Source organism: Streptomyces liliiviolaceus (genome assembly GCF_018070025.1).
Classification (GTDB): domain Bacteria; phylum Actinomycetota; class Actinomycetes; order Streptomycetales; family Streptomycetaceae; genus Streptomyces; species Streptomyces liliiviolaceus.
In genome coordinates, this window is sequence record NZ_JAGPYQ010000001.1 from 1620571 (window position 1) to 1646950 (window position 26380).

At 64.4% G+C, this 26380-nt stretch carries 22 protein-coding genes and 1 tRNA gene; 12 read left to right on the plus strand and 11 right to left on the minus strand.

Annotated features, from left to right (window positions below; genetic code table 11):
• Positions 1 to 20 precede the first annotated feature (20 nt).
• Positions 21 to 347: a hypothetical protein gene (locus J8N05_RS07160; RefSeq protein WP_247706180.1), complete on the minus strand. Its 327-nt coding sequence runs from the start codon at positions 345 to 347 to the stop codon at positions 21 to 23.
• An 865-nt stretch (positions 348 to 1212) separates the two neighbouring features.
• On the minus strand, positions 1213 to 1461 hold the full coding sequence (locus tag J8N05_RS07165) for a DUF7660 family protein (RefSeq protein WP_210881614.1): 249 nt from the start codon (positions 1459 to 1461) through the stop codon (positions 1213 to 1215).
• Between the two features lie 138 nt (positions 1462 to 1599).
• Here J8N05_RS07165 and J8N05_RS07170 point away from each other — a divergent pair, with 138 nt between their 5' ends.
• Positions 1600 to 2001: a hypothetical protein gene (locus J8N05_RS07170; RefSeq protein WP_247706181.1), complete on the plus strand. Its 402-nt coding sequence runs from the start codon at positions 1600 to 1602 to the stop codon at positions 1999 to 2001.
• 19 nt (positions 2002 to 2020) lie between these two features.
• Here the strand turns inward: J8N05_RS07170 and J8N05_RS07175 are convergent.
• From J8N05_RS07175 to J8N05_RS07195, 5 genes are all read right to left on the minus strand, one after another.
• Positions 2021 to 2810, minus strand: a protein-coding gene (locus tag J8N05_RS07175; protein WP_247706182.1) for an IS5 family transposase whose coding sequence is annotated in 2 segments (ribosomal slippage) — positions 2021 to 2524 and positions 2526 to 2810 — 789 coding nt in all. Because the reading frame shifts where the segments join, the coding sequence is not laid out codon by codon here.
• A gap of 438 nt (positions 2811 to 3248) precedes the next feature.
• The gene (locus J8N05_RS07180) at positions 3249 to 6704 is read right to left on the minus strand and encodes a HEAT repeat domain-containing protein (protein ID WP_210881617.1); all 3456 of its coding nucleotides are present in this window, start codon (positions 6702 to 6704) and stop codon (positions 3249 to 3251) included.
• A gap of 953 nt (positions 6705 to 7657) precedes the next feature.
• Positions 7658 to 8440 carry a hypothetical protein gene (locus J8N05_RS07185; RefSeq protein ID WP_210881618.1) on the minus strand — a complete coding sequence of 261 codons (783 nt, stop codon included), beginning with the start codon at positions 8438 to 8440 and terminating at the stop codon, positions 7658 to 7660.
• Complete coding sequence (locus J8N05_RS07190) at positions 8437 to 9522, minus strand: DUF1152 domain-containing protein (RefSeq protein WP_210881619.1); 1086 nt, start codon at positions 9520 to 9522, stop codon at positions 8437 to 8439. Before J8N05_RS07190 ends, J8N05_RS07185 begins: the two co-directional genes overlap by 4 nt.
• A 184-nt stretch (positions 9523 to 9706) precedes the next feature.
• Positions 9707 to 9780: transfer RNA gene (locus tag J8N05_RS07195), tRNA-Gly, on the minus strand.
• A gap of 536 nt (positions 9781 to 10316) precedes the next feature.
• On the opposite strand from J8N05_RS07195, the gene dcd reads away from it, so the two are divergent.
• The 4 genes from dcd (at position 10317) to J8N05_RS07215 (ending at position 14818) form a co-directional block, all read left to right on the plus strand.
• On the plus strand, positions 10317 to 10892 hold the full coding sequence (gene dcd, locus J8N05_RS07200; RefSeq protein ID WP_210881620.1) for a dCTP deaminase: 576 nt from the start codon (positions 10317 to 10319) through the stop codon (positions 10890 to 10892).
• Between the two features lie 17 nt (positions 10893 to 10909).
• Entirely contained in the window at positions 10910 to 11419 is a 510-nt protein-coding gene (locus J8N05_RS07205) for a phosphoribosyltransferase (protein ID WP_210881621.1), read from the plus strand.
• 447 nt (positions 11420 to 11866) lie between these two features.
• Positions 11867 to 13279, plus strand: a complete 1413-nt coding sequence (locus tag J8N05_RS07210) for a helix-turn-helix domain-containing protein (protein ID WP_210881622.1) — start codon at positions 11867 to 11869, stop codon at positions 13277 to 13279.
• Between the two features lie 618 nt (positions 13280 to 13897).
• Positions 13898 to 14818: an aminoglycoside phosphotransferase family protein gene (locus tag J8N05_RS07215; protein WP_210881623.1), complete on the plus strand. Its 921-nt coding sequence runs from the start codon at positions 13898 to 13900 to the stop codon at positions 14816 to 14818.
• Between the two features lie 10 nt (positions 14819 to 14828).
• Here J8N05_RS07215 and J8N05_RS07220 read toward each other — a convergent pair whose 3' ends face one another.
• Positions 14829 to 16196 carry a sporulation protein gene (locus J8N05_RS07220; protein ID WP_210881624.1) on the minus strand — a complete coding sequence of 456 codons (1368 nt, stop codon included), beginning with the start codon at positions 16194 to 16196 and terminating at the stop codon, positions 14829 to 14831.
• Between the two features lie 216 nt (positions 16197 to 16412).
• Here J8N05_RS07220 and J8N05_RS07225 point away from each other — a divergent pair, with 216 nt between their 5' ends.
• Together J8N05_RS07225 and J8N05_RS07230 are read left to right on the plus strand one after the other, a co-directional pair.
• Positions 16413 to 16970: an ATP-binding protein gene (locus J8N05_RS07225; protein WP_210881625.1), complete on the plus strand. Its 558-nt coding sequence runs from the start codon at positions 16413 to 16415 to the stop codon at positions 16968 to 16970.
• Positions 16971 to 17300: 330 nt separating this feature from the next.
• The gene (locus tag J8N05_RS07230; protein WP_210881626.1) at positions 17301 to 17597 is read left to right on the plus strand and encodes a hypothetical protein; all 297 of its coding nucleotides are present in this window, start codon (positions 17301 to 17303) and stop codon (positions 17595 to 17597) included.
• Positions 17598 to 18004: 407 nt separating this feature from the next.
• On the opposite strand, the gene J8N05_RS07235 is transcribed toward J8N05_RS07230, so the two are convergent.
• On the minus strand, positions 18005 to 18784 hold the full coding sequence (locus J8N05_RS07235; protein ID WP_210881627.1) for a GntR family transcriptional regulator: 780 nt from the start codon (positions 18782 to 18784) through the stop codon (positions 18005 to 18007).
• A 165-nt stretch (positions 18785 to 18949) separates the two neighbouring features.
• Here J8N05_RS07235 and J8N05_RS07240 point away from each other — a divergent pair, with 165 nt between their 5' ends.
• From J8N05_RS07240 to J8N05_RS47250, 4 genes are all read left to right on the plus strand, one after another.
• Positions 18950 to 19291: an SCO3933 family regulatory protein gene (locus J8N05_RS07240; protein WP_210881628.1), complete on the plus strand. Its 342-nt coding sequence runs from the start codon at positions 18950 to 18952 to the stop codon at positions 19289 to 19291.
• A complete protein-coding gene (locus J8N05_RS07245) occupies positions 19291 to 20595 on the plus strand; it encodes an FtsK/SpoIIIE domain-containing protein (protein ID WP_210881629.1) in 1305 nt (434 codons plus the stop codon). Before J8N05_RS07240 ends, J8N05_RS07245 begins: the two co-directional genes overlap by 1 nt.
• Positions 20592 to 20789, plus strand: coding sequence for a hypothetical protein (locus tag J8N05_RS07250; RefSeq protein ID WP_107015575.1), 198 nt, complete (start codon positions 20592 to 20594; stop codon positions 20787 to 20789). The genes J8N05_RS07245 and J8N05_RS07250 overlap by 4 nt, the downstream gene beginning before the upstream one ends.
• A 298-nt stretch (positions 20790 to 21087) precedes the next feature.
• Complete coding sequence (locus J8N05_RS47250) at positions 21088 to 22449, plus strand: replication initiator (RefSeq protein ID WP_247706681.1); 1362 nt, start codon at positions 21088 to 21090, stop codon at positions 22447 to 22449.
• Positions 22450 to 22609: 160 nt separating this feature from the next.
• On the opposite strand, the gene J8N05_RS07260 is transcribed toward J8N05_RS47250, so the two are convergent.
• Complete coding sequence (locus J8N05_RS07260; RefSeq protein WP_210881631.1) at positions 22610 to 24049, minus strand: recombinase family protein; 1440 nt, start codon at positions 24047 to 24049, stop codon at positions 22610 to 22612.
• Between the two features lie 211 nt (positions 24050 to 24260).
• Positions 24261 to 25178, minus strand: a complete 918-nt coding sequence (locus tag J8N05_RS07265) for an AraC family transcriptional regulator (protein ID WP_210881632.1) — start codon at positions 25176 to 25178, stop codon at positions 24261 to 24263.
• 200 nt (positions 25179 to 25378) lie between these two features.
• Between J8N05_RS07265 and J8N05_RS07270 the strand changes: the two genes are divergently transcribed.
• Entirely contained in the window at positions 25379 to 26380 is a 1002-nt protein-coding gene (locus tag J8N05_RS07270; protein ID WP_210881633.1) for a DMT family protein, read from the plus strand.

The following is a 26380-nucleotide window of genomic DNA, read 5'->3' on the forward strand; positions in this document are numbered from 1 at the left end:
GTCGCTCTGACGCGGGAGGCCTACAGATCAACACGTGTCTCGCCTGTACCCCGCCGGAGAAGGACGTGTGCAGGCCGGAACGGCAGACTGCGCAGAGTCGGCTCCAGGACCTTGAACAGAGCATCGGCATCGGGTCCGTAGGCGTACACGACGGCTTCGCCTCCTCCGAACTCGTTCCCGTCAATCTCCCCGACGCCTGCCTTCTCGACCGCGGCCTCCATCGCTCGCTCAGCTTCGTAGATCTGCTCGCGCTGATCGGCATCGCCGAATCCACCACCAGCAAGCCGGAAGTGCGCGATGACGGCATGCTCCTCATCCCCGCCGCCAGGGGCCATGGGTGTCTCCATGCCGCACACACTGTCATCGAGGTCTGACACCCTCACCGCTGTGTCTGCCGGGGAGGCTCTCCACCAGCGCGCTTTCCAACTGTGCTGGTGGGGCGGTGGGTTGGGTGCGGGGGCGTTCACCTGGGTTCATGGGCGGTTGGCCCGTGTGGTCAATCTGACGCGTGGCCCTCTTTGAACGGTCGTGAACGGGGCTGAATGAGACGGAAATTGAGACGGTGGCGGGGGCTGCTTCAGCCTTCCCCGGGTGGGATGAGTCGGTCGGCTCTCTGCGTCGTCCACGTGTCCGTGGCCGTCAACTGTGACTGGGGTGGCTCGGCCCTTGGACGTGACTAGCCACGCAAGTACCTGTTCGGTCAATGGCCCGTTGTCGGGTCCCTCGTCCTTCCAGTAGGCACGCCAGCCGCCTCCGGGGATTGCGGACACGACCTGGTCTGCTCGCTCCAGGTGGGAGAAGTCGGGGTAGTCCGTGACCGGCCGCCGCACGCCGCGCTGCGGATCGACGACGAGGGCCACGCCCGATGCTTCGTCCCAGGCGTCTACGTCCACGGTCCGACCGATCGTTGTTTCCGTGCCGGTGAAGATCGCGTGCCAACCTGTCCCGTTGAAGTAACGCATGCGGTCATCGTTCATGACGACGGCTGGCTTTGCCGCAGGAGTAACCAACTCCGTTGTCTCGGTGAGACCTTAGCTTGGGAAGCTTAGGTTCTCGGTAGGAGGCTGCTTGGCTGAACTGCGGCGGAGCGGGAGCGGGACCTGACTGAGCGGCGATCTGGTCCCCGTCATTCCCCGTGGTTCCCCGCACGATCTGGCACGTGTCTGGCACGGGTGCTGCCGTCGGCTCCGGGCGCTTGCCGTGAACCGCGGCCTACTCGTAGATGGTCGCAGCCTGCAAGGCTCGCGCTACGAAGTTCCAGTCACCATTGGCGGGCAGATGGCGGCCGGCGTTGCTGTACCAGCCATCCGCGTCGTCGATCCAGGCTGCCAGTGCCTCTAGGAAACTCGCGAGGTCCGCGTTCTCCCATACGCGGCCCTCCTCGGTGTGGCTGCGGTGGAGGGCGCGGACGAAGGCAGCCAGGTCCGTTCTGCTGTTGACGTGATCAGGAGAAGTGCTCACGAGCGGCACCCTACTTGGCACGCCCGTAGAGCTCGTAACACGATCATGACGTCTTGGTCCCCCTAGTCGTGTCGTGGTGGAGCGTGAAAGCGTGGCTCAGGATCGTGGGCGATGACCTGTGTGGGGAGGAGGGGCTGGATGAGTGTGGTGTGGGCGGCTACGTCGCCGGAATCGGGACTGTTTCACCCGGTTGAGAGACGTTCAGAGGTGGAAGATCTGTCAGGCCGCTTCAACGACCTGCGTTCCCGTGGCCAGGGGTATGTCGAGGTTCGGTTGCCGAACAGGGAGTTCCCGGTGCTGACTCTGGCCTTCCGAGATGATCACGCGGTCGTCCATCTGATGAGTAACACCGAGCGGATGTCTCTACTCATGGGCGACGGCACCGTGCCCTCGGGTGCCGAGGTCGAAGTCCCGATCATCGACGACCTCACCGCGTTCACGGGCAACTTTGTCCTGGATACCCATCGGGCGTGGAACCTGGTGCACGACTTCACCCAAACGCGATCGGCCCGCCCTCGGGGTGAGTGGTGTGAGTTGTAGCCAAAAGCTCGCGCCGCGATCATGATCGGTGCTTCTTCAGGCGCCTCCAGCAGATGAGGCCGCAGGCCAACGAGACGAAGGCGTCGTGGAGTTCGGTTCTGCGTTCCCAGCGGACGGCGAGGCGTTTGAACTGATGGAGCAGGGCGAAGGTCTGCTCCACGACGTAACGGAGTTTGCCGAGGCCCTTGATGTTCGGGGCGCTCCTGCGGGAGATGACCGGCAGGATCCGGCGCTTGCGCAGCTCCTCGCGGTGGGGGTTGGAGTCGTAGCCCTTGTCGCCGAGCAGTGAATCGGGGCGGCGGCGTGGCCGGCCGGGACGCCCGGCCACGGGCGGGATGCCGTCGACCAGGGCGAGGGTTTGGGTTACGTCGTTGACGTTCGCAGCGGTGGTGATGACTTTGAACGGGGTGCCACGGCCGTCACAGATCAAATGATGCTTGCTGCCCGTCTTCCGCCGGTCGACCGGTGACGGACCGGTGTCGGCTCCCCCCTTTTTCGCGCGGATGCGGGAGCCGTCCACACACGCGGGACCAGTCGAGCTCTCCGGCCGCATTCAGCTCGGCGAGCAGAATGCGGTGCAGCCGGTCAAAGACCCCGGCCTGCTGCCACCGATCCAGACGCCGCCAGCAGGTCTGTCCGGAGCCGAATCCCAGCTCCAGCGGCAGCAGTTGCCAGGCTATGTCGTTGTGGAGCACGTACAGGATGCCCTGCAGACACAGCCGGTCCGCCACAGGCCGGGGCCCCGGTGATCGCTCAGGCCAGGGCGGCAGCAGCGGCTCGATCAGCATCCACAAATCGTCATCCACCATCCATGGCCGGGTACTCACACTCTCCCGAACGGCCGAATCGTCACATCGGTCACGCCCGACCAGGGCACCTCAACAAGATCGTGTTACGAGTTCTTAGGGCACATGGAGGGGATGGCACCCTCGAATTGGACTGGACAACAAGAAACCCCCGGGTCGATGACCTGGAGGTTCTGCATGGAGCGGGTGACGAGAATAGAACTCGCACTCTCAGCTTGGGAAGCTGCGATCATTTGGGGCTGGTTCGGGCGCTAGCCTGGGCGACTGACTCGGGTGCGGCCTCGTCGGGCTCGGCTGCTTGCACCGTGGTTCCCTGCTGTTCCCCGCTCGATCTGGTGCGCTTGTGGTGCGGTCCGTTCGCGTGCGGCATCGGTAGACAGCTGTACCAACGGGCGCTCCCGGCGCTGGTTCACAGCACCTGCCCGGCCGGGTTTGTGCTGCTCACCAAAGTCGATCATATAGGGGTGCGTATGCCTCTGCCATGGCTACGGATTTCTCTATCTCCTTACGAGCGCGTTGATCCGGGTCCTTCGATTCTTGCTCCCGAAGGGAGGAGACGGCGCGGGTGTCGGCAGCCCAAATACTTCCTAGTATTTGGGCTGCCACAATACGCACCTCCGGATATGGAGAACTGGTGAGGAATTCTACGAGCGATTCACGATCCTGGTCAGAGCCATCTCGGCTAGCACGGGCGCGAAGGTCGCGGATGAGGTCCTCAACGATTGGGTTTCTAGTCCAGTATTTAGCCAGCACGTCGAAGGCGTGGGTGCGCACCTTCTCATGAGGGTCTTCAGCGGCCCGAACCTCGACGAACTCTCGTGTGCCGGGGTCCTCGCCCCATTGTGCGGCAAGCGTGTCTAGAGCATCGCAGCGCACGTCTTCGTGGGGGTCTTCCGTGGCATGGTGCTGGATGAGCTCGCGCACGGTGGCATCCTTGGCCCAGTGAGTGGCGAGGGCGTTCAGAGCCCAGCGGCGCATGTACTGGTGGGGGTCCTGTGTAGCGTGATGTTGAACGAGCTCTCGCACGGCGGGGTCTTTTGTCCAGTGATCAGCGAGGGCGTCGAGTGCATCGCTGCGCACGTACTCGTTGGAGTCTTGAATTGTGATTTGTTGGATGAGTTCGCGCACAGCGGGGTCCTCGGCCCAATTTTGGGCGAGCGCTTCAAGGGCCTCACTGCGTACGAACTCGTTGGGGTCTTGGGTTGCGCTGTGCTCAATGAGTTCACGCACAGCCGGGTCCTCAGGCCAGTAGATGGCGAGCGTTGGGAGGGCTCTGCTGCGTACGTCTTCGTGGGGGTCTTCGGTGGCGCGGCACTGGACGAACTCTCGTACGGTGGGGTCCTCGGCCCAGTACTCGGCGAGCGTTGGGAGGGCTCTGCTGCGTACGTCTTCGTGGGGGTCTTCGGTGGCGCGGCACTGGACGAACTCTCGTACGGTGGGGTCCTCGGCCCAGTACTCGGCTAGCGCATCTAGAGCGCCGCTGCGTACGTCTTCGTGGGGGTCTTCGGTGGCGCGGCACTGGACGAACTCTCGTACGGTGGGGTCCTCGGCCCAGTAGCTGGCGAGCGCGAAGACGGCCCAGCGGCGTACGTACTGGTGGGGGTCTTCGGTGGCGCGGTGCTGGACGAGCTCTCGTACAGTGGCATCTTCGGTCCAGTAGTGGGCGAGCACGTCCAACGCATCGCTGCGGACCAAGTCAGCAGAGTCGTGTAGAGCAAGGTCTTGCGCGAGCCGGAATACCTTGTCCTCTTGTGGCCACTTTCGCGCGAGATGCGGCAGAGCATTAGCCCGAGCGGCCGGTTGCCAGGCTCGAGATGCAATAGCCGAAAGAACGTCCATATCTGTAAACAAGCTATAGGCCGCGGCGGACGATCTTATTCCGCCTCCGGACACATGGAGCCAACGGCGTATCTGGCGACTGCCGGCCCACTGGGGTCCGAGAGAGTTTAGCGACGCATCAGTGTCTGCGGCGACGTTAGGGGGGACGACGTGATTGCGCTCCCAGTAGTGGGTCAGGGCCACTGCTGTCTTGATGCTTTGTTCTTTAAGTGCCCCTATTCGACGTACCTCGGTCAAGGCTCGCAATGCCAGGACAGCAGGTGGAGCTACGAGCTCTATCTCGTTGTCTGCTTCAAGTGCCAATATTTTTTCGATCGCCGAGGCGGCCACCTTTTCACCTAGTTGCCCCAGGATTAGCAGCAGCACCTCATGCCATGCTGGGTCAGGGGCATGACGGGAAAATATTTCATCGAAGAGCTCTTCGTCGGTTAGTTCCCGCTGTTCGTATTGGCGAACAATGTCAGAGGCGGCAAGGTATTCCAGGAAGGCTCGGTGCACGAATCCGTATACCTGGCTACCGTAGAGGCTGAGGATGAAGTTGCGTTCGCGAAACTGCTTGACCATGGCTCGGCTTACTTTTCTTGCCCGCGCCATATCAAGTTGGAGTGTTTCGCGAAGGTATTCGGTGAAGACTTTTTCGACTTCTTCGCCGAGGACATGGTTTCCGGCGATGCCATCCTCGCCGCTTTGCATGTGGCGAGCGAGCCGTTCGAGCATCTCGCGGCGGTCGCGGTCGTCGAGGTCCGCGATGGCACGGACATCTGGCGTTAGCTCGAGGTGCTTCGTATCTTCATCCCAGTGAGCGATCAGGACGTTCACGGCATGCTGATATACACCAGCTCGATCGCGGGGGAGCCTCTGTCGACGGGCGATGATTGCGAGAATCGTCAGCAAGAGTGGGTTGCCTGCAAGTTCCCGCACTGGTCGTGAGCGTGTAATGGCGTCGCTTAACCGGTTACGCAGTCGGTCGGATTCCTGTTTATTGGCTGGACAAACTGCTTCGTACCAACGGATGGTGAACGTCGAGATTTGTTCGTTGTCCAGAGTCTGAATCATGTAGTGCCGGAAGCCCGCAGCGTCGAGGGTGTGGCGATTGTATCCAATCACTCGGGAAGTCACGACGACACGGATGCCTGGATAACGAGCAGCGAAGCCTTTAATCCGGCGCGTAACGTCGTCTCGAACGCGTGGCTCGAAAAGCTCGTCAAGGCCATCGAAGACGACAACTGCCTGTCCACTCACCAAGCAGTGATTGAGCAAGATCGGCGCTGGAGCATGCCCTTCGTATTCGTGTATGTAAGCCAGGAAATCCTCGAAGGATCTTTCTCTCCAGTTCGCGTCGGCGTAGCGGCGCAGTTCGACTACGACTGGTAGCATCCCAGTGAGCGGTTCAAGTGCGCCCGTAAGTGCCCGTGAGGTGAGCGAGAGTGCCAAGTAGCGGGTAAGTGTTGACTTTCCTGCTCCAGGATCGCCGAGTAGCACGACACGACCGGACTCCGCAGACGCAAGAGTCTCCAGCAACTTAACTGCAGGGCGCTCTCGATACGCCTGACGGGCTTGCTCCCATGTCTCTCGATCGATTCCAGGTGCCTGTGGAGTGTCCGCCTTGCTGTTGGGAACTTCGCCAGCTTCAATCAATCGGCGATGCAGTTCGACAGGTAACTCCACGGGTGGTGGATCGGCGCGAAGCAGCGGCGGCACAAAGACCTCACTCAATTCAACCCCAGGATGCTCACCCTCGGTAGTGGGTATGAGGGCTTCCAGATCCAGGCGGCCGTAAGTTTCTCGAAGCTGTTGAGCGTAGGTGCTGAATGCGTTACGGATTTCCTCTTCGGGTAATGAGGTGTCGCCGTGGGAGTTGAGACCATTTAAGAAAACAAACGTACGATTATCTTGGACAGTGCTACCTTTCCCCGTTGCGTTATATGTGGCGTCACCACCTGCCCCGATTGCGCTAGTTCCGCGCGCTATTACTTGCTTCAGAGCATCGGGGGAGGGGCCGGGGTCGGAGTCACCGGCCCCACTTTCCGGGCCGCCTGGATAGAGGTTATGGGTCACCTTTCCACGACCTCACTTCCGTCGCCGATTGCATTGCCTGTCGCATCATCTCCAGCCGCTACCGCCCCTCGCCCTTGGGCGGTTACCTGTTGTTGGGATGGTGCACCTGGACGGCGGCTCGAGTTGGGAGAGGAAGCACTGCGAGTGACCTTGGCGTTCTTCCCTATTGCATTGCCAGTAGCTTTCCCGCCAGCTGCCACTGCTCCGCGTCCACGCGCCTGGATCGAAGCGCCACTAGATTGAGTCTGGCGTATTTCGAAATAAACGCTTAGCGAACATCCGACGAGCCCAATAACGGCACCTACTATGCTCGCTACTCGGTCACCTGTGTCTAGATCGACGAGGACAGCTACCAACACCAGCCCCACCGCAGTGAGGCCGCACAGTCCAGCGATGGTCCACATGACCCGTGCAGTGCCCACAAGATCCGCCTCCCCCAAGCGACTAAGTCCCGGACAACGACTCGAGCCCGTGAACCGACGACTCACTCTAGGTGAAGAGACCATGCCCTATCTCAGTATCTGGCCACGATGGCTGAGGCGCGACATAGTGCAGACTGCGATGCACCGAGAACACCGATGCCTGCGCCTTAAAGGTCGGTGGAGCGGGTTTGGGCTGGACCTGCTCGGTAAAGTACGACGTTGGGGCCATGATCTTCGAGGCTCGCGCCGAAGTGGCTCCGTAAAGCCGTGGAGCCGACCGCCCCAGCCACGACGTACCCCTTCTCTGGCATTAAGTGGCTGATTGCTGTGCGCGGCACGGGCGCCGGCCGGGCTGGAGCGGGGCGGAGACGGGAGCGCAGGCTCGGTCGGGCGTCGGGCCGTGCGCGGGGAGCGGAGCGAGCCGCCTTAAACCGTAGAGAAAGTTATAACTCAGTCGGACTGCTGGGGCTTTCTATGCCTCAGTTGATGCTTGGCAGGCTGGCGGCGGATGAGTGACCGCGATATCAGCAGTTAGAACGGTGGCTTCTCGCTGCATCCGTCGGAACCGGGAGTGTGTTCCCACGGTGATGAGTCGGCGGGCGGTAGGTCGGTGTCGCAGAATTCGAAGGGGTTTCGTTGGCCTTCGAGTCCTGTGGAGTCTTCGCCCCATGCGTCCAGTGCGTCGATGGCTCGTTCGCGGTGCTGCCACAGGTCGCTCGTGCCCAGCACTTCGCGGATCGAGGGCGCCAGGGCGTGCCGGTGGTGGAGTAGTTGAGGATCGTCCAGGAGAGGGATGCAGGCTGTGAGCGCTGCTTCGCGTACGTGGCGATCTGGATCGTGCGTCGCGTCGTGCGCTGCGGTGAACAGCAGTGGGCGTATCTCAAGGATGCCCAGGGCCGGCGGGTAGTCGTTGAGTGGGAAGCCGACCTGTCGGCTTGTCTTCGCCGCTTCGTTGGTGACTTCGCTCGCGACTGAAGCGATCCAGGACAGCAGTTCGGCGCGCATGGGCCCGGGGAAGGAACCGCGTCTCTTATCGACACTCCAGGCCGTTCGCGGGTCCGCGAGGACCGCAGCCACGTAGAGGGCTGTGGCCACCGTTGCGCTGTAAAGGGTGTTCTGGTGGTGCAGGGTGCCGTACAGATACTCCAGCGCCTCTGTTCGCACGCTCTGATCGCGGTCCCAGAGCGCGACCAGCTTCGTAGGCGCGTCCGTGGCAGGTCCGTAAGCGTGCTCCAGTGCGGCCCAGTCGGTACTTGTCAGCGTGTGGTGGGGCTCGGGCAGGTCGAGGTGACGAGAGCCGCTGGCGTGCGTCATGGGATCTGCCACAGAGGGGCGGAGTACTGCTCTGGACGGTTGCCGATGAGGAGTCGGCGCAGGTCCTCGCGTTGGGAGCCGTCGAGGTTCAGGACTTCGGTGAGGTGGCGGAACGTGGTGTGGGTGACGCCGCGGCGCCTGGCCTCTGCCTCGAACTCGTCGAGTTGAGCCAAGACGGTCTGCGGGACCAGGTCCGCAGGCGGCTGGTCCTTGAGCCATGCGGCCTTGTTGCGTTCGTAGTCGATCTCCGAGTAGCCGCAGATCTCCCGGCTGTGCGCCTCGACCTCGTCCAGGGTCTCGGTTGCCATGATGGCGCGGGCCAGTTGGTTGCGGGTGACTGCCTCGTCCAGGTCGACCTCGTGGACGGTTGGGCCCTCGTCCGTGAGCGCGATGGGGAGGCCGGCGTCCCGGACTTCGCAGGTGCCGCGTACGCCTCGGGCGGTGGCGGCCAGCATTCCGGTTGCCTCAGACGGGTGCCACTCCAGTACCGAGCTGACCGACTCCACGTCCGCCGGGGTGAAGGTGTGGATACGGGCGCCGAGTAGGGCGCGCACGTCATCGACCGGCAGTTCGCCGTCGAGGCTGGGACCGGCAACCAGTAGCCGAACGGGCGCGTTCACCTGGCAGCACGCTGCGAGCGTGAGGGCGTCCGCGAGCGGGCTCTTCAGCGTCGGCTCGTCGGCCCGCGCGAGGATGGCGCCCCCCACGTCGAGCAGGTCGATCGATTCCGGCGACAAGTGGTCGATCAGCTCTTCAAGTTGGCGCGTGACGCCCTCGACGCCGTGGTGCGGGTCGAGCAGCGCGAACGTGTGCGGGAGCTCTGCCGCGAGCCGCGGGAGTGTGGACCCTGCCGGTGCGATCGGGCGGGCGTTCGCCGGCACTGTCCAGACGGCGGGGGTGAGCTGTTCGAGGCCGGTGAAGTTGTCCGGGCCTCGTGGGCCCGGCACTGGATCGACGAGCAGGCGGTCCCACGCGTACGTGAGGATCACCGCCTGGTCCTCGTCGCCGTAGAGGGCGGAGTGAAGCATGGCGGCGGCGACAGCGTCGCCCCCTCCTCCTGCTGCGACGATCAACCGCTTCATGCGGTCAGCGTACGAGCCACCTTCCTCTGCGACCACGTAGGTGTGGCAGTTCCTCCTCGCACCTGCCGGAGGAGTCCACTGGCAACTGGTCGAGCCGCTTGGCGCCGATGTGGTCCGTGCCGCGCCGGGGGCACGGACCACGGGCAACAAGAAACCCCCGGGTCGACGACCTGGGGGCTCTGCATGGAGCGGGTGACGAGAATCGAACTCGCACTCTCAGCTTGGGAAGCTGATGTTCTACCACTAAACTACACCCGCGTAAGACGCCGGATACGGGTTGTCGTGCCGGGTCGGAAACGCGGATTCACCATACCTCATGCCAGGCCCCCGGCGCTGAAGCCGTGGGGCCCGGGGGCGTTTCGGGGGGTGGACGGGGCTGCGGGTCGCGGGAGTTGGGGCGTACGGTGGAGGAGCTGGAGAGGGGGCGGGCGGGATCGGAGTGCCGCCTGGAAGGCCGTCCCTTTCATCCCGTAATGTGGCTTCTTCTTCAGTCAGACGCGGCTCTTGGGGAAGGGACTCTGAGGACTTGATGGAACGCAGCACCGTCGTCCGTTGTGCCGAGGGGCACGTATTCAGCACCGCATCACTTCCGATGCAGCAGGCCGATCGGCTCGGTCCTGGCCGGCTGATCCGTTGTCCCCGGTGCACCCGGCTCCGCAACGTCGTACCCGTGGAGTTCGAGAAGCGCTAGACCGGCCGCGGTCAGTGCCGACCGCGCAGTAGTTCAGGAGCCCGCGGGCTCGCCACGATCACCGGATTGTGGTGGGCCCGCGGGCTCTGCGTATCCTCGGGGCGTGCTTCTCTCTGACAAGGACATCCGGGCCGAGATCGACGCCGGGCGTGTGCGGATCGACCCCTACGACGAATCCATGGTGCAGCCCTCAAGCATCGATGTGCGGCTCGACCGCTACTTCCGGGTGTTCGAGAACCACCGCTACCCCCACATCGACCCCTCCGTCGAGCAGGCGGATCTGACGCGGCTCGTCGAGCCCGAGGGGGACGAGCCGTTCATCTTGCACCCCGGGGAGTTCGTGCTGGCGAGCACGTACGAGGTCATCTCGCTTCCCGACGACCTCGCGTCGCGGCTTGAGGGCAAGAGCTCGCTCGGGCGCCTCGGGCTCGTCACCCACTCCACCGCCGGGTTCATCGACCCCGGGTTCTCCGGGCACGTGACCCTTGAGCTGTCCAACCTCGCGACCCTGCCCATCAAGCTCTGGCCGGGGATGAAGATCGGGCAGCTGTGCATGTTCCAGCTCAGCTCGGCGGCCGAGTTCCCGTACGGCAGCGACCGGTACGGGTCCCGCTACCAGGGGCAGCGCGGCCCGACCGCCTCCCGCTCCTACCTCAACTTCCATCGGACCCAGGTGTGAGCGGGAGCGGGGCTGACGTGAGCGACGTACGCGAGAACCTGACGTACGAGCGGTTCGGGGGCGCCGTTCGTGAGCTCGCCCAGACCATCGCCGACGACGGGTACGAGCCCGACATCGTGCTCAGCATCGCGCGCGGCGGTGTCTTCGTGGCCGGCGGGCTCGCCTACGCCCTCGACTGCAAGAACATCCACCTCGTGAACGTCGAGTTCTACACGGGGGTCGGGACCACTCTCGACATGCCCGTCATGCTCGCTCCCGTCCCCAACGCCATCGACTTCTCCGACAAGAAGGTGCTGATCACGGACGACGTGGCCGACACCGGCAAGACGCTGAAGCTCGTGCACGACTTCTGCGTCGACGCCGTCGCCGAGGTGCGCTCCGCGGTCATCTACGAGAAGTCGCAGTCCCTGGTGAAGTGCGAGTACGTGTGGAAGCGCACCGATGAGTGGATCAACTTCCCGTGGTCTGTGTTGCCTCCATGCCGTAAGTCTGGCACGCCCATCACGCCTTCGAAAGAGGCTCTCTGACCTCTGGAGTGGGGCGTAGATCGAATCTGCCCCTCGCGTGCTCAAGGCGCAGCGAGGGGCAGACAGAGGCGGCTCTACCGGAGGTGGAGCACCGCCACGCCCTGGTTCAGGTGCGGCGGCTCCAGAGCGCTTTCCACCATGCCAGGCGGTCTGCCGAGCCCTGAGGGATCACAGCGTGTAGTGCGGCCAAGGCATTGGTTAGTACGAAACAAGGGACAACAACCCACCATGGCGCGCCGAGTGTGGCGACCATGACGGCGCCTCCTGCTGCACTAGTGAATCCGAGTGTGTTCCTGAAGCCGATCGGCATGATCTTGCGTACTCCCTCAGTGTGTCTAGCCTGCCCTGCTGATCTTCATCTCAGCGTCAAGGAAGTTCTTGCGGGATCGGGAAGCACAACTTGCCCACAATCGGGAATAATGCTGCTCTCGGGAAGAAAGGGCGGGCATGGTCGACGATCAGCTTCCAGCGCGGCGAGGGCGGGGTCTAGGAGCCGTAAAGCCGGGTCCAGGCGAAGTAGTGCGTTTTGCGAATCACTTGCGGGAGCTGCAAGGAGAGCTGCAGGTAACGCAGGATGAATTGGCCCGCAGATTGCACGTAAGCCCGAGTACTCTTTCGCGCTATATGTCAGGTGAGAGAGTGCCCGAGAGGGAATTTCTCTTGGGTATTTACGGCATGCTCGGGAAGCGTGCAGACCTCGCAGATCCGGCGGGAGATTTCAAGCATAGCGTTGAAATCCTTTTTGCGGCTAAGGAGCGAAAGGAGCCACTGAGTCACAGGATCTGGATTTTGGAGCTAGCTAAAGAGCGGCTGGAAAATGAGATCAAGGAAGGGCGGGATAAGGCTGCTTCTCTGGAAAGGAAATTGAAAGAGGAAATTTCGAGACGATGTGAACTTGAAGCGGAGCTAGATGAGTTGCGCTCTGAAATAACTCAGCGAGCAGCGGATAGACATCGCATGGGTGAACTGCAAGAGCTGCGCGTGACAGTAGATGAAAAGGTCCACGAACTTGAGGGTGTGCTTCGTCAGCAGAGATCCGTCGTCACTCTTCTGGAAGGGGATCGGGAAAAATTGTCCTCCGCATTGGGGGATGCTGAACGCCAGGCGAGCCTGAACTCACTCATTCGGACTGGTTGGTCCGAAGGTGAGGGCCAGCGCTGGGCGCAAGATGGAGAATTGAAGGAGCATGTCGTTCAGCAAGCGGGCGAGCTATTCGATGAAGGGGAATCAGAGAAAGGGGATAATTTACTCTCTGTCTATGCGCGAGGCATCGTTTCTGGCCAACTTGTCGAATTCGTTGTGGCGCTCTACGCTAATGATCGCCGACCTGCCGCTATGCGTCTTCTTTCTAGAGAGGTTTCTACGCGTTCTGTCAGTGAAGTTATTAAGCTAATGAGGAAATTTTGGGAGAAGGGACGGAGAGAGGAGTACAGTCAGGTCGGGATTAAGGAGGTCGACTTCATTCTGGATTCCTTCTTGGCGCAGCGCGGTGCTGGAGAAATCGCCAAGCTGTTGAATGCGATGGCCGAAAGTGACATATTCGATGTGAGTGAAGTTGCAAGGATTGTGACCCTCGGTAGGTGGGCTGTGATGTTTCCGGAAATTTATCCCGTGCTCAGTTCCTCTGTCCGGGAAATGTATCTCAGGAAAACTCTTGAGGGTGATTCCAGGACGGCTGCGGCGGCGATCATTTGGCTTTCCTTGGAGCCTGGTGCTGACGGTTATCCAGTTCCACTCTCGTTTATGGAGGAGTTGGAGGAATCGAAAAAATTGGCTATTTCAAAACATCTCCGTAAAAGCGGCTGGTCTGATGAAGCGTCCATGATGGCCATTTACGGTACAACAGATCTGGGAAGGTAGCGGAATATGGCCGGCCGGGAGCAGTTGGCTGATATGTGATCGATAGAGAAAGTAGGGGAACGGTGCCCTGTGGGCGGCTTGTTGACCTGCTAGAGGGAGTGCCTAGAGAGGAAGCACAGACTTGAGGCCCCTCTCCTGACGGCCGTGATCTGCTCGTGAGGTCCCGTGTGGCGGGTTCGCGCGGATACTTGGGGCCTATTTACTTTTCCAACTCGTCTGCAACTAGAAGCAGAGATGGGGGAACTTCCGGCCTGTTTCGAGGGCCGTGATGCCCATGCCGATGGTTTCTTCGGTCTCACCGGTTCGGGCGGCTGTTACGCCGAGGGTGAGGCGAACTTCTGCGGCGAGGATAGGGGAGACCTCTGTGCCGTCGGGGCCGGTGCCGATGCGGACTACTGATCGCGCGTGTCTGTGAGGCCCTCGCCGACGCGCAAGCGGTCTCCGAGAGATGAGCCGCTGCACCAGCCCATGCACCCGCTGAAAGTGAGTGGCGCTGTCCCATCTCGTCTTTGATGCCGAAGAGTGGGTACCTTCATGGTCGTGTCTGGCGTGCGTCGGGTTGGTCACCTGTAGGCGTGCGCCGGTTGATCGCGCGCGACTAGGGGAGCTGGTACGGGCATGTCCGTTGGAGCTGCTCGGGGATCAGGACAAGCGTTCACTTCGGCTCGGGCGGAACGCGTGATGACTGCCGCGTGCCGCACTGCTGGGCTTGACGACAGAGGCGCGGAGCTAATCCGACTGGGGGAAAACGCTCTGTACCGGCTGGCTTCGGTGCCGGTGATCGTGCGTATCGCGCGATCGGTCGAGTATCTGCCGGCCGCGCGCAAGGAAGTGGACGTTTCGCGGTGGCTGGCTACCGAGGGCTTCCCTGCGGCGCGCATCGTTGAAGATCTCGACCAACCGCTGATGACCGATGGGCATCCGGTGACCTTCTGGCATCTGATCGTCGAAGGGGGCAGGGGGGCCACGTACGGAGAGTTGGGTGCGGTCTTGCGTGACCTGCATTCGCTGACGCTGCCTACTGGCTTGGATCTGCCTCGATACAGTGCCTTCGGGCTTTCTGACTTACGTCTAGAGCGGGCTGCCGGGATACCGGATGCCGATCTTGCGTTCCTGCGTAGACGGGGCCGGGAGTTGAAAGACCGGCTCGTCGAGCTGCGGTTCGAGTCGCCCTTAGGCCCCGTGCACGGTGACGCGCACACCGACAACCTGATGGTGGACCGGAACGGGGTGGTGCACCTGATCGATTTTGAAAACTTCTGCGTCGATCACCCCGAGTGGGATCTTGAGGTTGCTGCGCACGAGTATGACCGGCTTGGCTGGGTGACGGATCAGCAGTACGCCGACTTTGTGGGCACCTACGGGCGTGACCTGAGAGAGTGGCCCGGTTTCAAGACGCTGTGCGCAGTCCAGGAGTTCAAGATGACTACCTGGCTCATGCAGAACATCGCTGAGGGGGAGGACGTGGCGGAGGAGGTAGGTCGGCGTATCAAGTCGTTGCGCGATGGCGCCGCGCCGCGCCGATGGCTCCCGTATTGAGGACAGAGTTTCAGTCCTTCAGATTGGCCAATGCCTCGGAAATTTGATCGTTGAAACGGGTTACGATCGGGGTTTTCGCATGGACGCTGGTCTTCTCCTGGAAGTCGGTCACGTAGCGCAGGAATCGAATCGACTGGAGTGATTCGCCTTCCTTAACTGCCTTTGTGGCAGTGTGAATTGCACTGTCAAGATCTCCGTTCAGTAGGTGGCTGTCCGCAAGGACCATGCGGCAGAATCCCAGGGTGCGCGCATATTGAGGATTAGTCTTCGAGACTGCCTGTTCGGCGAAATGGAGTGCTTCGGTAGGGCGTTTCAGATCGCGAAAGCAGTGGGAGAATTCCCCGATCAATTCTGCTTCGTCGAAGTAAGCGAGCCATTCGGGATCATTGGCGGCATCGGCTCTCTCGAAGTGGTGCTCTGCCTCGTTCATGGCGCGGGAGGCGCCAGGGAGGTCTCCGCCGCTTGAGAGGGCGCGAGCCTCATGGATCGTGTACATGGCCTTGGCGCGTGGGGTGGCGCTGCTATGGGCTCCCTCGACGGCGGCGCGGGCCAGTTGTAGGGCGCGTGACGTGTGTCCGAGGTAGTTCGCCTGATGGCTGAGGTTGGCCAGGATGGAGGCGCCGAACATGCGGTCGCCGGTGACCTGGGTGAGTCGTAGCCCATGAAGTAAATAGCGGTTCGCCAAGTCGTGATTGCCGATGTCGTACGCCATCCAACCCAATACTTCGGCGGTCTCCGCCGCCACCCTGAACAGGCTTTGACCGACCTTCTCTGAATAGCTGGCGTTCAGTAGCGGTAGTACTTCATGGCGGAAGTAGTGCCCCAAGGCTTTATGGCCGTGGCCGCCGCCGTACAAGAAATCCAGACGCATAAACATCTCGGTGGCGGTTTGGATTGCGTTAACGTCGCGCATGCCGACGCGTTGCGTAGAGGGCCGGTCCGCCATCACGCCATCAGGTCGGGCCACCATCCACGACAATACTGCGGTGCTGAAATCCGTGTCCGGGGTGATGAGTTGATTGTTCGACGCGGTCTCACGCTGTTCTTCGGTAAGACCTCCCAAAGCTGACAACGTCTCGGGTAAAGCGGAGAGATAGGTGATTGGCTGAGACGCGGGCGGATCTGGATTATCGAGAAGTCCGAGATCTTCTTGCGTGATGCGGCGTCCCATTTTTGCACTGAGGGCATCCGCCATAATTCTGGCCGCTGGTGGTCGGATGCCCGATCCGTCCCGCCACCGCTGCACGGACACGTGGGTGGTCCCCAGGTCGATGCCCCGCCGTTGAGCAAGATCGCGCATGCGTTTGGCAAGACCCTTGTTCGAGACCGAAGCCTCAGTCATAAGGGAGATCAACTGCGCGTTCGGCTCTCGGCTCATGTTCCCCTACCCGGCCCGAGAATGACGGCGAGTATCCATCCTGTCACAGCGATCTCGCCCTGGAGGGGGGTTCATGAGTGAACCCCCCTGGCTCGGGGCGGTGTTCATGTGAACCCCCTGGTGAACACTCCCGGCTGCGCCTTCTGCGTCGTGTACTGGCTTGCCAACAGCAAGCGGCGCCGTGGAGGCCCGTCGAGGGCTTCGGAAGGGGACCGGATGGATGCCAAGAAGTCTGCGCACTTGATGAGCGAAGTGGACGCGTTCGCTCACTGGTACGTAGTGCCGGACCCGTCCTCTACTGGTCGCTTTCTGGCGCTGACGCTGTTCGCGGAGTTCCCCGACACCGTGCGCGTGGCGCGTGACATGACGGCCGCGTTCCTGCGGGGCGCGGGCGTGCATGACGTCGTGGACGATGCTCGGCTGGCTGTCTCTGAGCTGGTCGGCAACGTGGTGAACCATGCGGTGCCGGATCGTCATCTGGCAGAGCCTGGTAAGGCGCGGCGTGTCGATCTGACGTTCAAGCTGTGGCCGAAGTGGCTGTTCGTCGGTGTGGCCGATGAGGACTCGACGCCTCCTGTGCTCCCGGCAGGTGAGCCGTTCTCTCCGGGGTTGATGGGTGATCTCTCCGAAGCGGTGGTGCCCGACAGGGGCCGAGGGCTCCTGATCGTCCAGCGTCTCGCGGTGGCGGTGTGGTGGACACCGGAAGATCGGGGCGGCAAGACCGTCTGGTGCCGCTTCGACCTCGACCGCGAAGCCACGGACAGACCCGACTGATGATCTCCGGGCCGTCACCGTTCGTTCAGCTCCCACGTGATCGGGAGTGGGCGGCGGCCCGGACGCAGGCCGGAGTCTGACCCCTCCGGCCAAAGGGGCGCGGTTCCCTGGCCTCCGATTCGCCGGGTCCCCCCCCGGCTCAGGGAGCCGCGCTTCACAACCTCATACCGAGACCGGACCACCCCCGCGCCTGGACAGCAACTGGGGTGGTCCGGAAGGGGACGCGACGGTCCCCGGTGCCTGATGGTACCGGGGCCGTTGCTCTGCGTTCTGCCCTGGGCCAAAGGAAGTTGACGATCCGTTATCTAGATCAGGGTAGAGGTGGGCCGGGTGACTGGTACGGATGAGGACTGGCTGAGCGACGGACTCGACGCCACGGGCGCGGACTCCGGACTGTGGGTGTCCGGGGTCGACTACCTGACGGGCTGGCGACGTGCGCGAGAGGCTGCCGACCGGTTGAACCGGGCCATCCTCGGCGCTGGCATGGAGCTGTCACAGGTGCGCGCCGTGGCCTCCACGAACGAGGAAGGGCGCGGGATCGTACGGGTCACAAGCTGGCCGAGCGCTGTGGACGAACTTGCCGGGCTCCTGGAGACGCTTGCCGATGGTGACGGCGGTGCGGTGTGAGGGGCGGCCTCTCTGGTGAGCGGTGCGCGTGGGCACGTCGCCGGCCGCAGAGACTTTGGGCGGTAGCTGCCATGGGGCGAGTGACCAGGGGGTCTTACGCTCGCCAGCGGATCGGGCAGCCCTTGGAGCTGCCCGCAATAGTCCGATCGGCCCCCTGGTCTTCGAGGCTCGCCCCATGGGAGCTGCCTAAGGTCTCGGAGGCCGTCGACCCCCAGCCACGCGGGCCCCGGCCCGGCTCGGCGAGTCGACGTCTTACAGCCTCTGGCGTGCTGCGGTGCGGGCAGTCGGGCGACCGGACGGGATCGGCGGTCACGCCGCACGCCCGGCCGGGGCGGCCGGGCTGCCCGGCGCGCCGCAGGCGCGCCCTTGAGGAAGTGAAGACGGTTTCGACCGATGGCTGTTGCCGATCATGCCGGGCGGCGTCGGGTGGTCTGCTTGTCGGCGGTTATCCGGTAGGCGAGTTCGGCGCGGTCCGCTCCCACTCGGAACTCTTCCAGCATCAGGGGGCGGTCGTCGGTGCCGTGCGTGACGCGGGACAGGTGCAGGATCGGGGTCGCGTCCGGGAGTCGGAGCGTGGTGCGCTCGTCGGGCAGGGGCATACGGGCGCGCACCGTCTCGGACCACCACAGCTTGTGTCCGGCCTGACTGAGAATCCCGTACGCGGTGGTGGGGGGTGGACCTGGTGCCTCGCCGAGAAGCGGGGCGTCGGCGGCGACTGCGAGCGGAGTCGTGGTGCGGTGCATGGCGCGGGTGCCGCTGGTGGGGTCGGTGAGCAAGCGGTCGCAGACGAAGAGATCTTCGTCCGTGTCGAGTCCGAGCAAGGGGCCGGTGGCCTTGGTGGAGTGGGCGCGGTGCGGGGTGGGCTCTTCGGCCTCGTCCCAGACGGAGCCGTCGGGCAGGGCGAACTTCCCGTCACGGGTGTGGCTGATGCGGCGCTCGATGGTGAGCGAGGGTTGGCTGTCGGAGCGTACGAAGCTGCCCTTGCCGTGGCGGACATCGATCAGGCCTTCCGCGCGCAGGGCGGCAACGGCATTGCGGACCGTGGGACGCGAGACCTGGTAGCGGGCCATGAGCTGAGCCTCGGACGGCAACAGGGAGTCCGGAGTGAACTCGCCCGACAGGATCGCCTCCCGGATGGCGGCGGCGACCTGCTGATAGAGGGCTCCGGGGCGTTGGATCTCCGTCATCTGGGCACCTTCGGGTCGGTGTCATAAGCACGTCGCACGCGCGACATCACTCGTCAGCATAAGTAGTTGCACCCCTGCCGTACAGAACTCCATAGTCGTAACTCGTAAGGACAAGTGACGTCCGAATATGTCGGGCGTCCCGACTGGCCAGGGAGGCCACACCACATGCAGTCCATTCCCGTGGACACGGCGCGGCTCGGCGTACTGCGGTGCGCCATCGCGCCCGAAGCGAAGATCAGCAACTCCGAGACACAGGAGGTGAAGAAGGACCGCGACGGCCAGACCATCTACACCGTGGCCGTCACGGTGCGCCAGGACCGGCGGCGTATCTCCGTGATCGAGATCGCGGTGAGCGGCGAACCGAAAGGCATCGAGGAAGGACAGATCCTCAAGGTCACCGGGCTGGTGGCGTTCGCCTGGGCGATGGGCGACCGGCACGGAATCAGCTTCCGCGCGGACGCCATCACCCCCGTGCACGGCACCGTCTTAAAGGCCGGTGGTGCGTGATGAACGGTTCGATCGCGCTCGCCCTCGCACTCGCCGTACTGGCGTGGGTGCTCGTCGTCGGTGACCTGCTGCGGCGGCACCGTCCGGCCTGGCACTGGTACCTCACCGGATACCCGGCCACCACCTGCCGGGTGCTGTTCACCTGGCGCAAGGTCGCCCTGCTCAACGACCTCTCCGTATCCCGCCGCCCGCCCCGCGGGCTGCTCGGGGACCTGGTGGTCAAGGGCGATCCGCTGCGGCCGGTGACTCCGCGGATCTCCTTCCCGCGCGCCACTCGCCTGGGCCTGACCGTAGTGGTGCGCCTGCACGCGGGCCAGACCCCCGCCACGTACCTGAAAGCAGCTGATGCCTTCGTGCACGCGTGGAAGGTGCACGCGATACGGGTCACCTCGCCGGAACGCGGGCTCGTTCTGCTGACGGCGACGGCCACGGATCCTCTTCTGCGGCCGGGTCTGGCCACGGCTCCCGCCGCGCTGCTGTCCGCGCTCGTCGGCGTCCTGGAGAGCGGCGGCGCATGGGTGATGGATCTGCGACTGATTCCGCACTGGCTCATCGCGGGCGCCACCCGCTCCGGCAAGTCCACCCTGCTGGCCCGGCTCATCACCCAGCTCGCCCCGCAACCCGTCGCCCTGATCGGCATCGACTGCAAAGGCGGCATGGAACTCGGCCTGTTCACCAGCCGCTTGAGCGTGCTCGCGACCTGCCGACGGGAAGCGGTCGCGGTTCTGGGTGCGCTGGTGGTCGACATGCAGGACCGGATGAACGCGTGCCGCTCGGCCGGAGCGCGCTCCATCTGGGAGCTCCCCGAGACGCTGCGGCCGGTGCCGGTCGTCGTGATCGTCGACGAGATCGCAGAGCTGTATCTGTCGGACGGCAGACGGGAGAGCAAGGCGGAAGCCGAACAGTGCTCCGTCCTTCTCCTGCGGCTGGCTCAGCTCGGTGCCGCGCTCGGCCTGCACCTGGTCGTCGCCGGCCAACGCGTCGGCTCCGACCTCGGCCCCGGCGTCACCGCACTGCGCGCCCAGCTCGGCGGCCGGATCTGCCACCGCGTCAACGACCCCGGCACGGCAGAGATGACCCTGGGCGACCTCAACAAGGACGCCGTGGCCGTCGCCCAGTCGATCACCGCGACAGAGCGGGGCGTGGCGGTGTGCACCGGGCCGGACGGCGGCTGGAGCCGTGCCCGCTCGCACCTGACAACCACCGAAGAGGCCATCGCGGCGGCACAGCGGCACTCCGCGCTGGCCCCGGAAATGTCATTTGTCCGCCGCGCTCTCGCGGCCCTGGAAGGAGACGACAAGTGATCAGCGAAGGAACAGCGTTCACGTTCGCGGTGATCTTCGGGATCATCACCGTCCTCCTCGTCCGCTCCCGCGACGTACGCGCCTGGGAAGCGGTCTGCGTCGGCCTCTTCGGCATCTACCTCGGCCAGACCCCCGTGATCTTCACCGTCCACGGACTCGTCACCTGGTTCGTCACCGGGTTCTCCCACACCTGATCAGAAAGGACACGACGCCATGCCTATGCCTCGCGTGAGGTGCCCCTACTGCAAGGGCGACGGGGCCCGCAGGACCTGGACCGGACGACTGCGCCGCTGCCGCGTCTGCCGGGGCGCCGGAACCATCCGCTGAACCCACCAACCACCCCCGACCAGCCACAGGAGTGATCCACATGACCGACTGCGCGCCACCCACCACCACCCGTGCCGCTACGGCGGCCCACCCCGGAAGGCCACCACCATCACACCCGAGAACACCTCGGCTGACAGGCGCGCCACACTCGACCGCGCGGCGCGCCTGCGTCAGCTTCCCGAAGCAGACCGCGACGCAATCCGCATCGCCCAAGATCCGCAGTTCACACGCTGGCTGGCACAGATAACCGCCACAGGCGGCTGTGCCCACCCCATCCACCTGTCCGGCTCGACGACCACCCTGGACGCGACGACTGGAGAGGTTCTACGCCGTTACGACACTCGCGACGAACCGGGGGAACGGCTCTCCGTCCGATGCCGCAACAGACGGGCCACCGTCTGCGCCCCGTGCTCACGCCTCCACGCAGGCGACACCTTCCACCTCGTCCGTGCTGGCCTGGTCGGCGGCAAGAACGTCCCCGACGCGGTCCGCCAACGGCCCCGGCTGTTCGTCACCCTGACCGCTCCGTCCTTCGGCGTCGTCCACCGTGTCGGGGACGACCGTTGCCGCCCTCGACGTGTCAGAGGAGTGTGCGAGCACGGTCGACCGCTCAGTTGCGGGGCTGTCCACGATCCGGCTGACTTCCTTGTCGGCCAGCCCCTGTGCGCCGACTGCTACGACTACCTCGCCCATGCCCTGTGGCACGCACACGCGGGCAAGCTGTGGGACCGCTTCGTCATCGGCGTACGCCGACACCTCGCCACGGCCGCTGGCGTCGTACAGTCCCGCCTCCCCGAACACGCACGGCTGTCATTCGCCCGCGTTGCCGAGTATCAGAAGCGGGCGGCCGTCCACGTCCACGCCGTGATCCGCCTCGACGGACCGGCCGGACCCACCGACGAACCTCCGTCCTGGGGCACGGCTGCCCGACTGACCGACGCGGTGCGCGCCTCCGCTGGTCGGGTCGTGGTCCGCGTTCCCTACAGCCTGGCTGTCGGGGAACTCGTGCTGCGCTGGGGCTCCCAGGTCGACGCTCGACCACTGCGCGCTGACGATTTCGGACCGGATGACGACGCCGTGGCCGCGTACGTCGCCAAGTACGTAACTAAGGGAGCGAGCGAGACAGGCGCCGGCACGGACTACCGGCTCACGACCTGGGGTGACGTTACGGCGGCTCATGTGTCCGGCCATGTTCGGGCTCTCATGTCTACGTGCTGGCGCCTCGGCGGCCTCCCCGAGTTTGCGCCCCTACGCCTGCGGAGCTGGACCCACACCCTCGGCTACCGGGGCCACATCCTCACCAAATCCCGTGCCTACTCGACCACATACGCAGCCCTGCGCGCCGACCGAGCGGAGCACCTGGGCCATGAAGTCCTACCCGGCACGATCACCGATGCCCAATGGAGCTACGTCGGGTCCGGGCATACACCGGCCGGGGCACAGTTCGCGGCAGGTATTGCCGAAGACCTTGCCCGTCTCCGAGAGGTCATCCGAGATGACCGCCCGCTTGGTGGGCGGTCACAGTGACCACGCAGAAGAAGATCATTAGTCGGCGTGACTGGATCAGGAAACATTTGGAGCGGGCGCCTGACCGTGATCAGGCATGGGTGAAGCGTCTGTATGTGCTCCATCGTGGGTGACGCGCAGCAACAGAGAGGCCCCGGGAGCTTTGCCCGGGGCCTCGGTGTCACTCTCGCCAGATGGGTTCGATCAGATCTGGATCAAAGATCCGCCTTCCACGCCCTGCCGGGTGGATAGACACCGCTGACAGGCTGTGCAGGATGATCGACTGTTGACGCTCAATCGGCAGGTCGCGAAAGTCCTCCCGATTCTTGATCCCCTCGGCGATGGACTCCGCGCGCTTCAACTCCCTGAGGAAGCGAGCACGTTCAAGCTTCAGCTCATCTCGTCGGCGCTCCAGATCCGGGAGAACCTGGAGCAGGGAGGACACCGTGATCTCACGGGCGTTCGCGGCTGCGGTGAGTGCCTTGATGTCGTCCGATACGGTCTGGAACTCGGCTTCGCCGGGCCATCGGACTTCGACAGGGCTGCCATCCTCCGCTGCTTTCTTGCGCTGTTCCTCAAGAACGAGATCGATGATCAGGTCCTCAACGGGTTCCCCCACACGTCCGACCTTGCCGCAGCCGCCGTTCACGACGGAGCACTGATAGCTGTACTTCGACGCTTTTGATCCGGGCTGCCATCGCTGGTTGATCTGGCCCCTGATCTTGGTGTGACACAAGCCGCACCGGGCGATGCCGGAGAGCAGGTACTTCCGGCCGACCGGGCGCCCGGCACCGGTGCCACCTTTCTTCCGTTCGGCGACGGCGGCGCAGACTGCTTCCCATTCCTTGACGGTGTTGATCGTCTCCCACTCGCCCGTGACCGGCTCACCGTTGTCGTTGAGCAAGATCTCGCCGTGGTAAGTGCGGTACCCGCACAGCCTCGGGTTGGTCAGCATGTGCTCAAGGTGGTGGTGCGCAATGCGCTTGGTCCCTTCGCGGGGGTGCCCAAGCCTTTCCTCGTGCCAGCGTCGGCGAATCGTGCCGATACGCACTCCGGCAAGGATCTCTTTCTGCGCCGCGCGGATGTGACTTGCGGCTTCGCGATCCACCTTGTTCGGGTCGTCCTTCTGCCAGCCATATGGAGCCGGGCCCCCGCTAGACTTCCCGCTCATCGCCAACTCAAGGTGCTTGCGCCTGATCCGACGAGACGAGTCGTGGGACGCCTTGTTGGCGAACGCCACCATGACGCGTGCCATGGTCCGGCCGTCCGCTGCCGAAAGGTCGATGTCGTTGGTGACCGTGGCGAACGTCAGACGCTTGCGACTGTCGAAGACGTCGATCACTCGCTCTAGGTCTTTGGGCTGCCGGGCCAGTCGGTCCAGGTCGTAGGACACCACGCCATCGATCAGACCCGATGCCAGGTCCGACAGCATGAGTTCGAACTCGGGGCGTCGGACGTTTCGCTTGTACGCCGAGACGTCGTTGTCCTCGTAGATCTTGGCGAGCGACCAGCCTCGTAGATCTACCAGTCGTTCGCAGTCCTCCCGTTGGCGGGCGACTCCTAGGCCTTCGCCCTCGTCGTCTCGTGAGATCCGGGTGTAGATGGCGACCTTGCGCGCCATACTCGGCTCCTCCTCAACTCCAGCCCGCCTGCGCCAGATTGAGGTAAGAGTACTACCGTCATTGAGTTCACTATGCGTGGAGCGTCGAGCCGCCCGTCGTGAAGCGGGCGGGGCAGGTGCTCGACGCCTGACGTCCAGGGTGACGTCCCAGGGGCGAGTGCCTGCCCCGCCGGTCGCCCCTGGACGTCACCCCTTGGACGTCACCCCCTGGTCAGGACGCCGTCCGGTCCACCGGGATCCACAGTTCCGCGTCCGCCTCCATGGCGTTCGCCCCCATGGCGTTCGCCTTCGTGGCGTCCGCCTCCGTGGCGTTCGCGGACAGGTGGGTGCGGAGGATCTCCGGGCCCGGCCTGCTCTCGTACGGGTTGGACGGGAACCACTGCGTGAACACGTCCCGCCACATGTGCTGCAGGGTCAGCGGGAACGGGCCCGAGCTCTCGAAGACCGCCCACGTGCCCGCTGGGACCGTGAGGGCGTCCAGGTCCTCCGGGACGGTCGTCCCGGTGCCCGTCACCACCGCGTGGTAGTAGTCCAGTTCCGTTCCCTCCGCCCTGCTCGGGTCCAGGTTGTCGCTCACCCCCACGATGCCCCGCGGCTCCTCACCCGACAGTGCGGTGATCCGTTGCACCGTCTCCGGTGCCAGGCCCCGGATGAACGTCGCGATCTCCGGGTTCATCCCCTCGTGGACCAGCGGGACCCTGACCCGCTTCCCGACCACCTGGAACGCCTCTTTCCGTACGATCCTGTAGCGCATACTGCTGCTCCCCTCGACGACCAGACGGAAGGACAGCCGGGGCTGGGAGGTCAGGGCGGCGCCGGTGGTCCGGGCCTCGCCCGGGCCCACGCCGTGCACCGTGCGGAACGCCCGCGCGAACGCCTCACCCGAGCCGTAGCCGTACCGCACCGCGATCTCCAGCAGCGTCCGCTCCCCGGCCAGCACCTCGGCGCCCGCCACGGTGAGCCGTCTGCGCCGGATGTACTCGGACAGCGGGAGCCCCGCCAGCGCGGAGAACAGCCGGCGGAAGTGGTACTCCGACGTCCTCGCGATCCGCGCCAGTTCGGTCACCTCGACCTGCTGATCGAGACGCGACTCGATGTGCTCCAGAGCCTCGTTCAGTCGCTCCAGCAACTCGGCCTCCTTCCTTTGCGTCCTCCACGTTAGGAACGTCGTACCTTGCCGGACCCGACAGTCCGTGCCCGGTTCGGTCGGGTGGGACATCGGATGGGGCACCCATTAAAGAAACGCTTGCGTTTCGCTTCCGGCTTCCGTAGTTTGTGTGTACGAAACCGTTTCGTATCGATTGGCGTCAGAGGGGAGGGTGAGGTGCCGTGACCGTACTGCTGGCCGTCGGCCTCTCCCTCGTCTCCGCCGTCTGTTACGCCACCGCCGCCGTCGTCCAGGAACGGACCGCCGCCGGTACCGCGAGTCTGCGGTCCACGCTGGCCCGCCCGTCCTGGTGGGGATCCGTCGCCCTCAACGGCGGCGGGGCCCTGCTGCACGTGGTGGCCCTGCGGTACGGGCCGCTCACCCTCGTCCAGCCGCTCGGCGCGCTGAGTCTGGTGGTGGCGGTGCCGCTCGGGTCGCTGGTCACCCGCCGTCGGACCTCCCGCGCACAGTGGCGCGGGATGGCGCTCACCCTCGTCGGGCTCGTCGCGCTGCTCGCCGCCACCGCGTCGGGCGGTGCGCCGGTCGACACCCTGGGGACCGGTGAGGTGCTCCTGGTCGCGCTCGCCGCCGCCGTCGTGCTCGCGGCGCTCGTCCGTCTCGGCGGCTCGGGCCGCCGCGGGAGAGAGGGCGCCACCCCGGGCGGCGGTCTCGCCCTCGCGGCGGCCTCGGGCATCGCCTCCGGGGTCGGTTCCACGCTCGCGCAGAAGCTCGCCGTCGGGTCCGCGCCGAGCTGGAGCCTCGCCGCGGTGGCCGTCCTGACCGTGGGGTTCGCCACCGCGGGGGTGCTGCTCTCGCAGAAGGCGTACCGCAGTGGTCTCGGCGGACCGCTCGCCGTGCTCACCCTGGTCAACCCCGTCGCCGCGTCCGCCATCGGCATCACCCTGCTCGGCGAGGGCGTGCAGTACGGGGGGTTCGGCGGGCTCGGGGGCCTGCTGGCCCTCGTCGGCGCCGCCGCGGCCGCCCGCGGAGTCGTCCTGCTCAGCCGGCCTCAGGCACGTTCCGGGACCGAAACGGGGCAGGAGGTCTTTGCCCAGGATGCTCAGGGCGCCCGGGAGGTCCAGGTTGCCCGGGAGATCCAGGGCGTTCAGGCGGCAGGGGCCGAAGGTGTCGGCAAACTGACCGGCATTGTCAATCTCACCGGCATGAGCCGGGCCGCTCTCTGA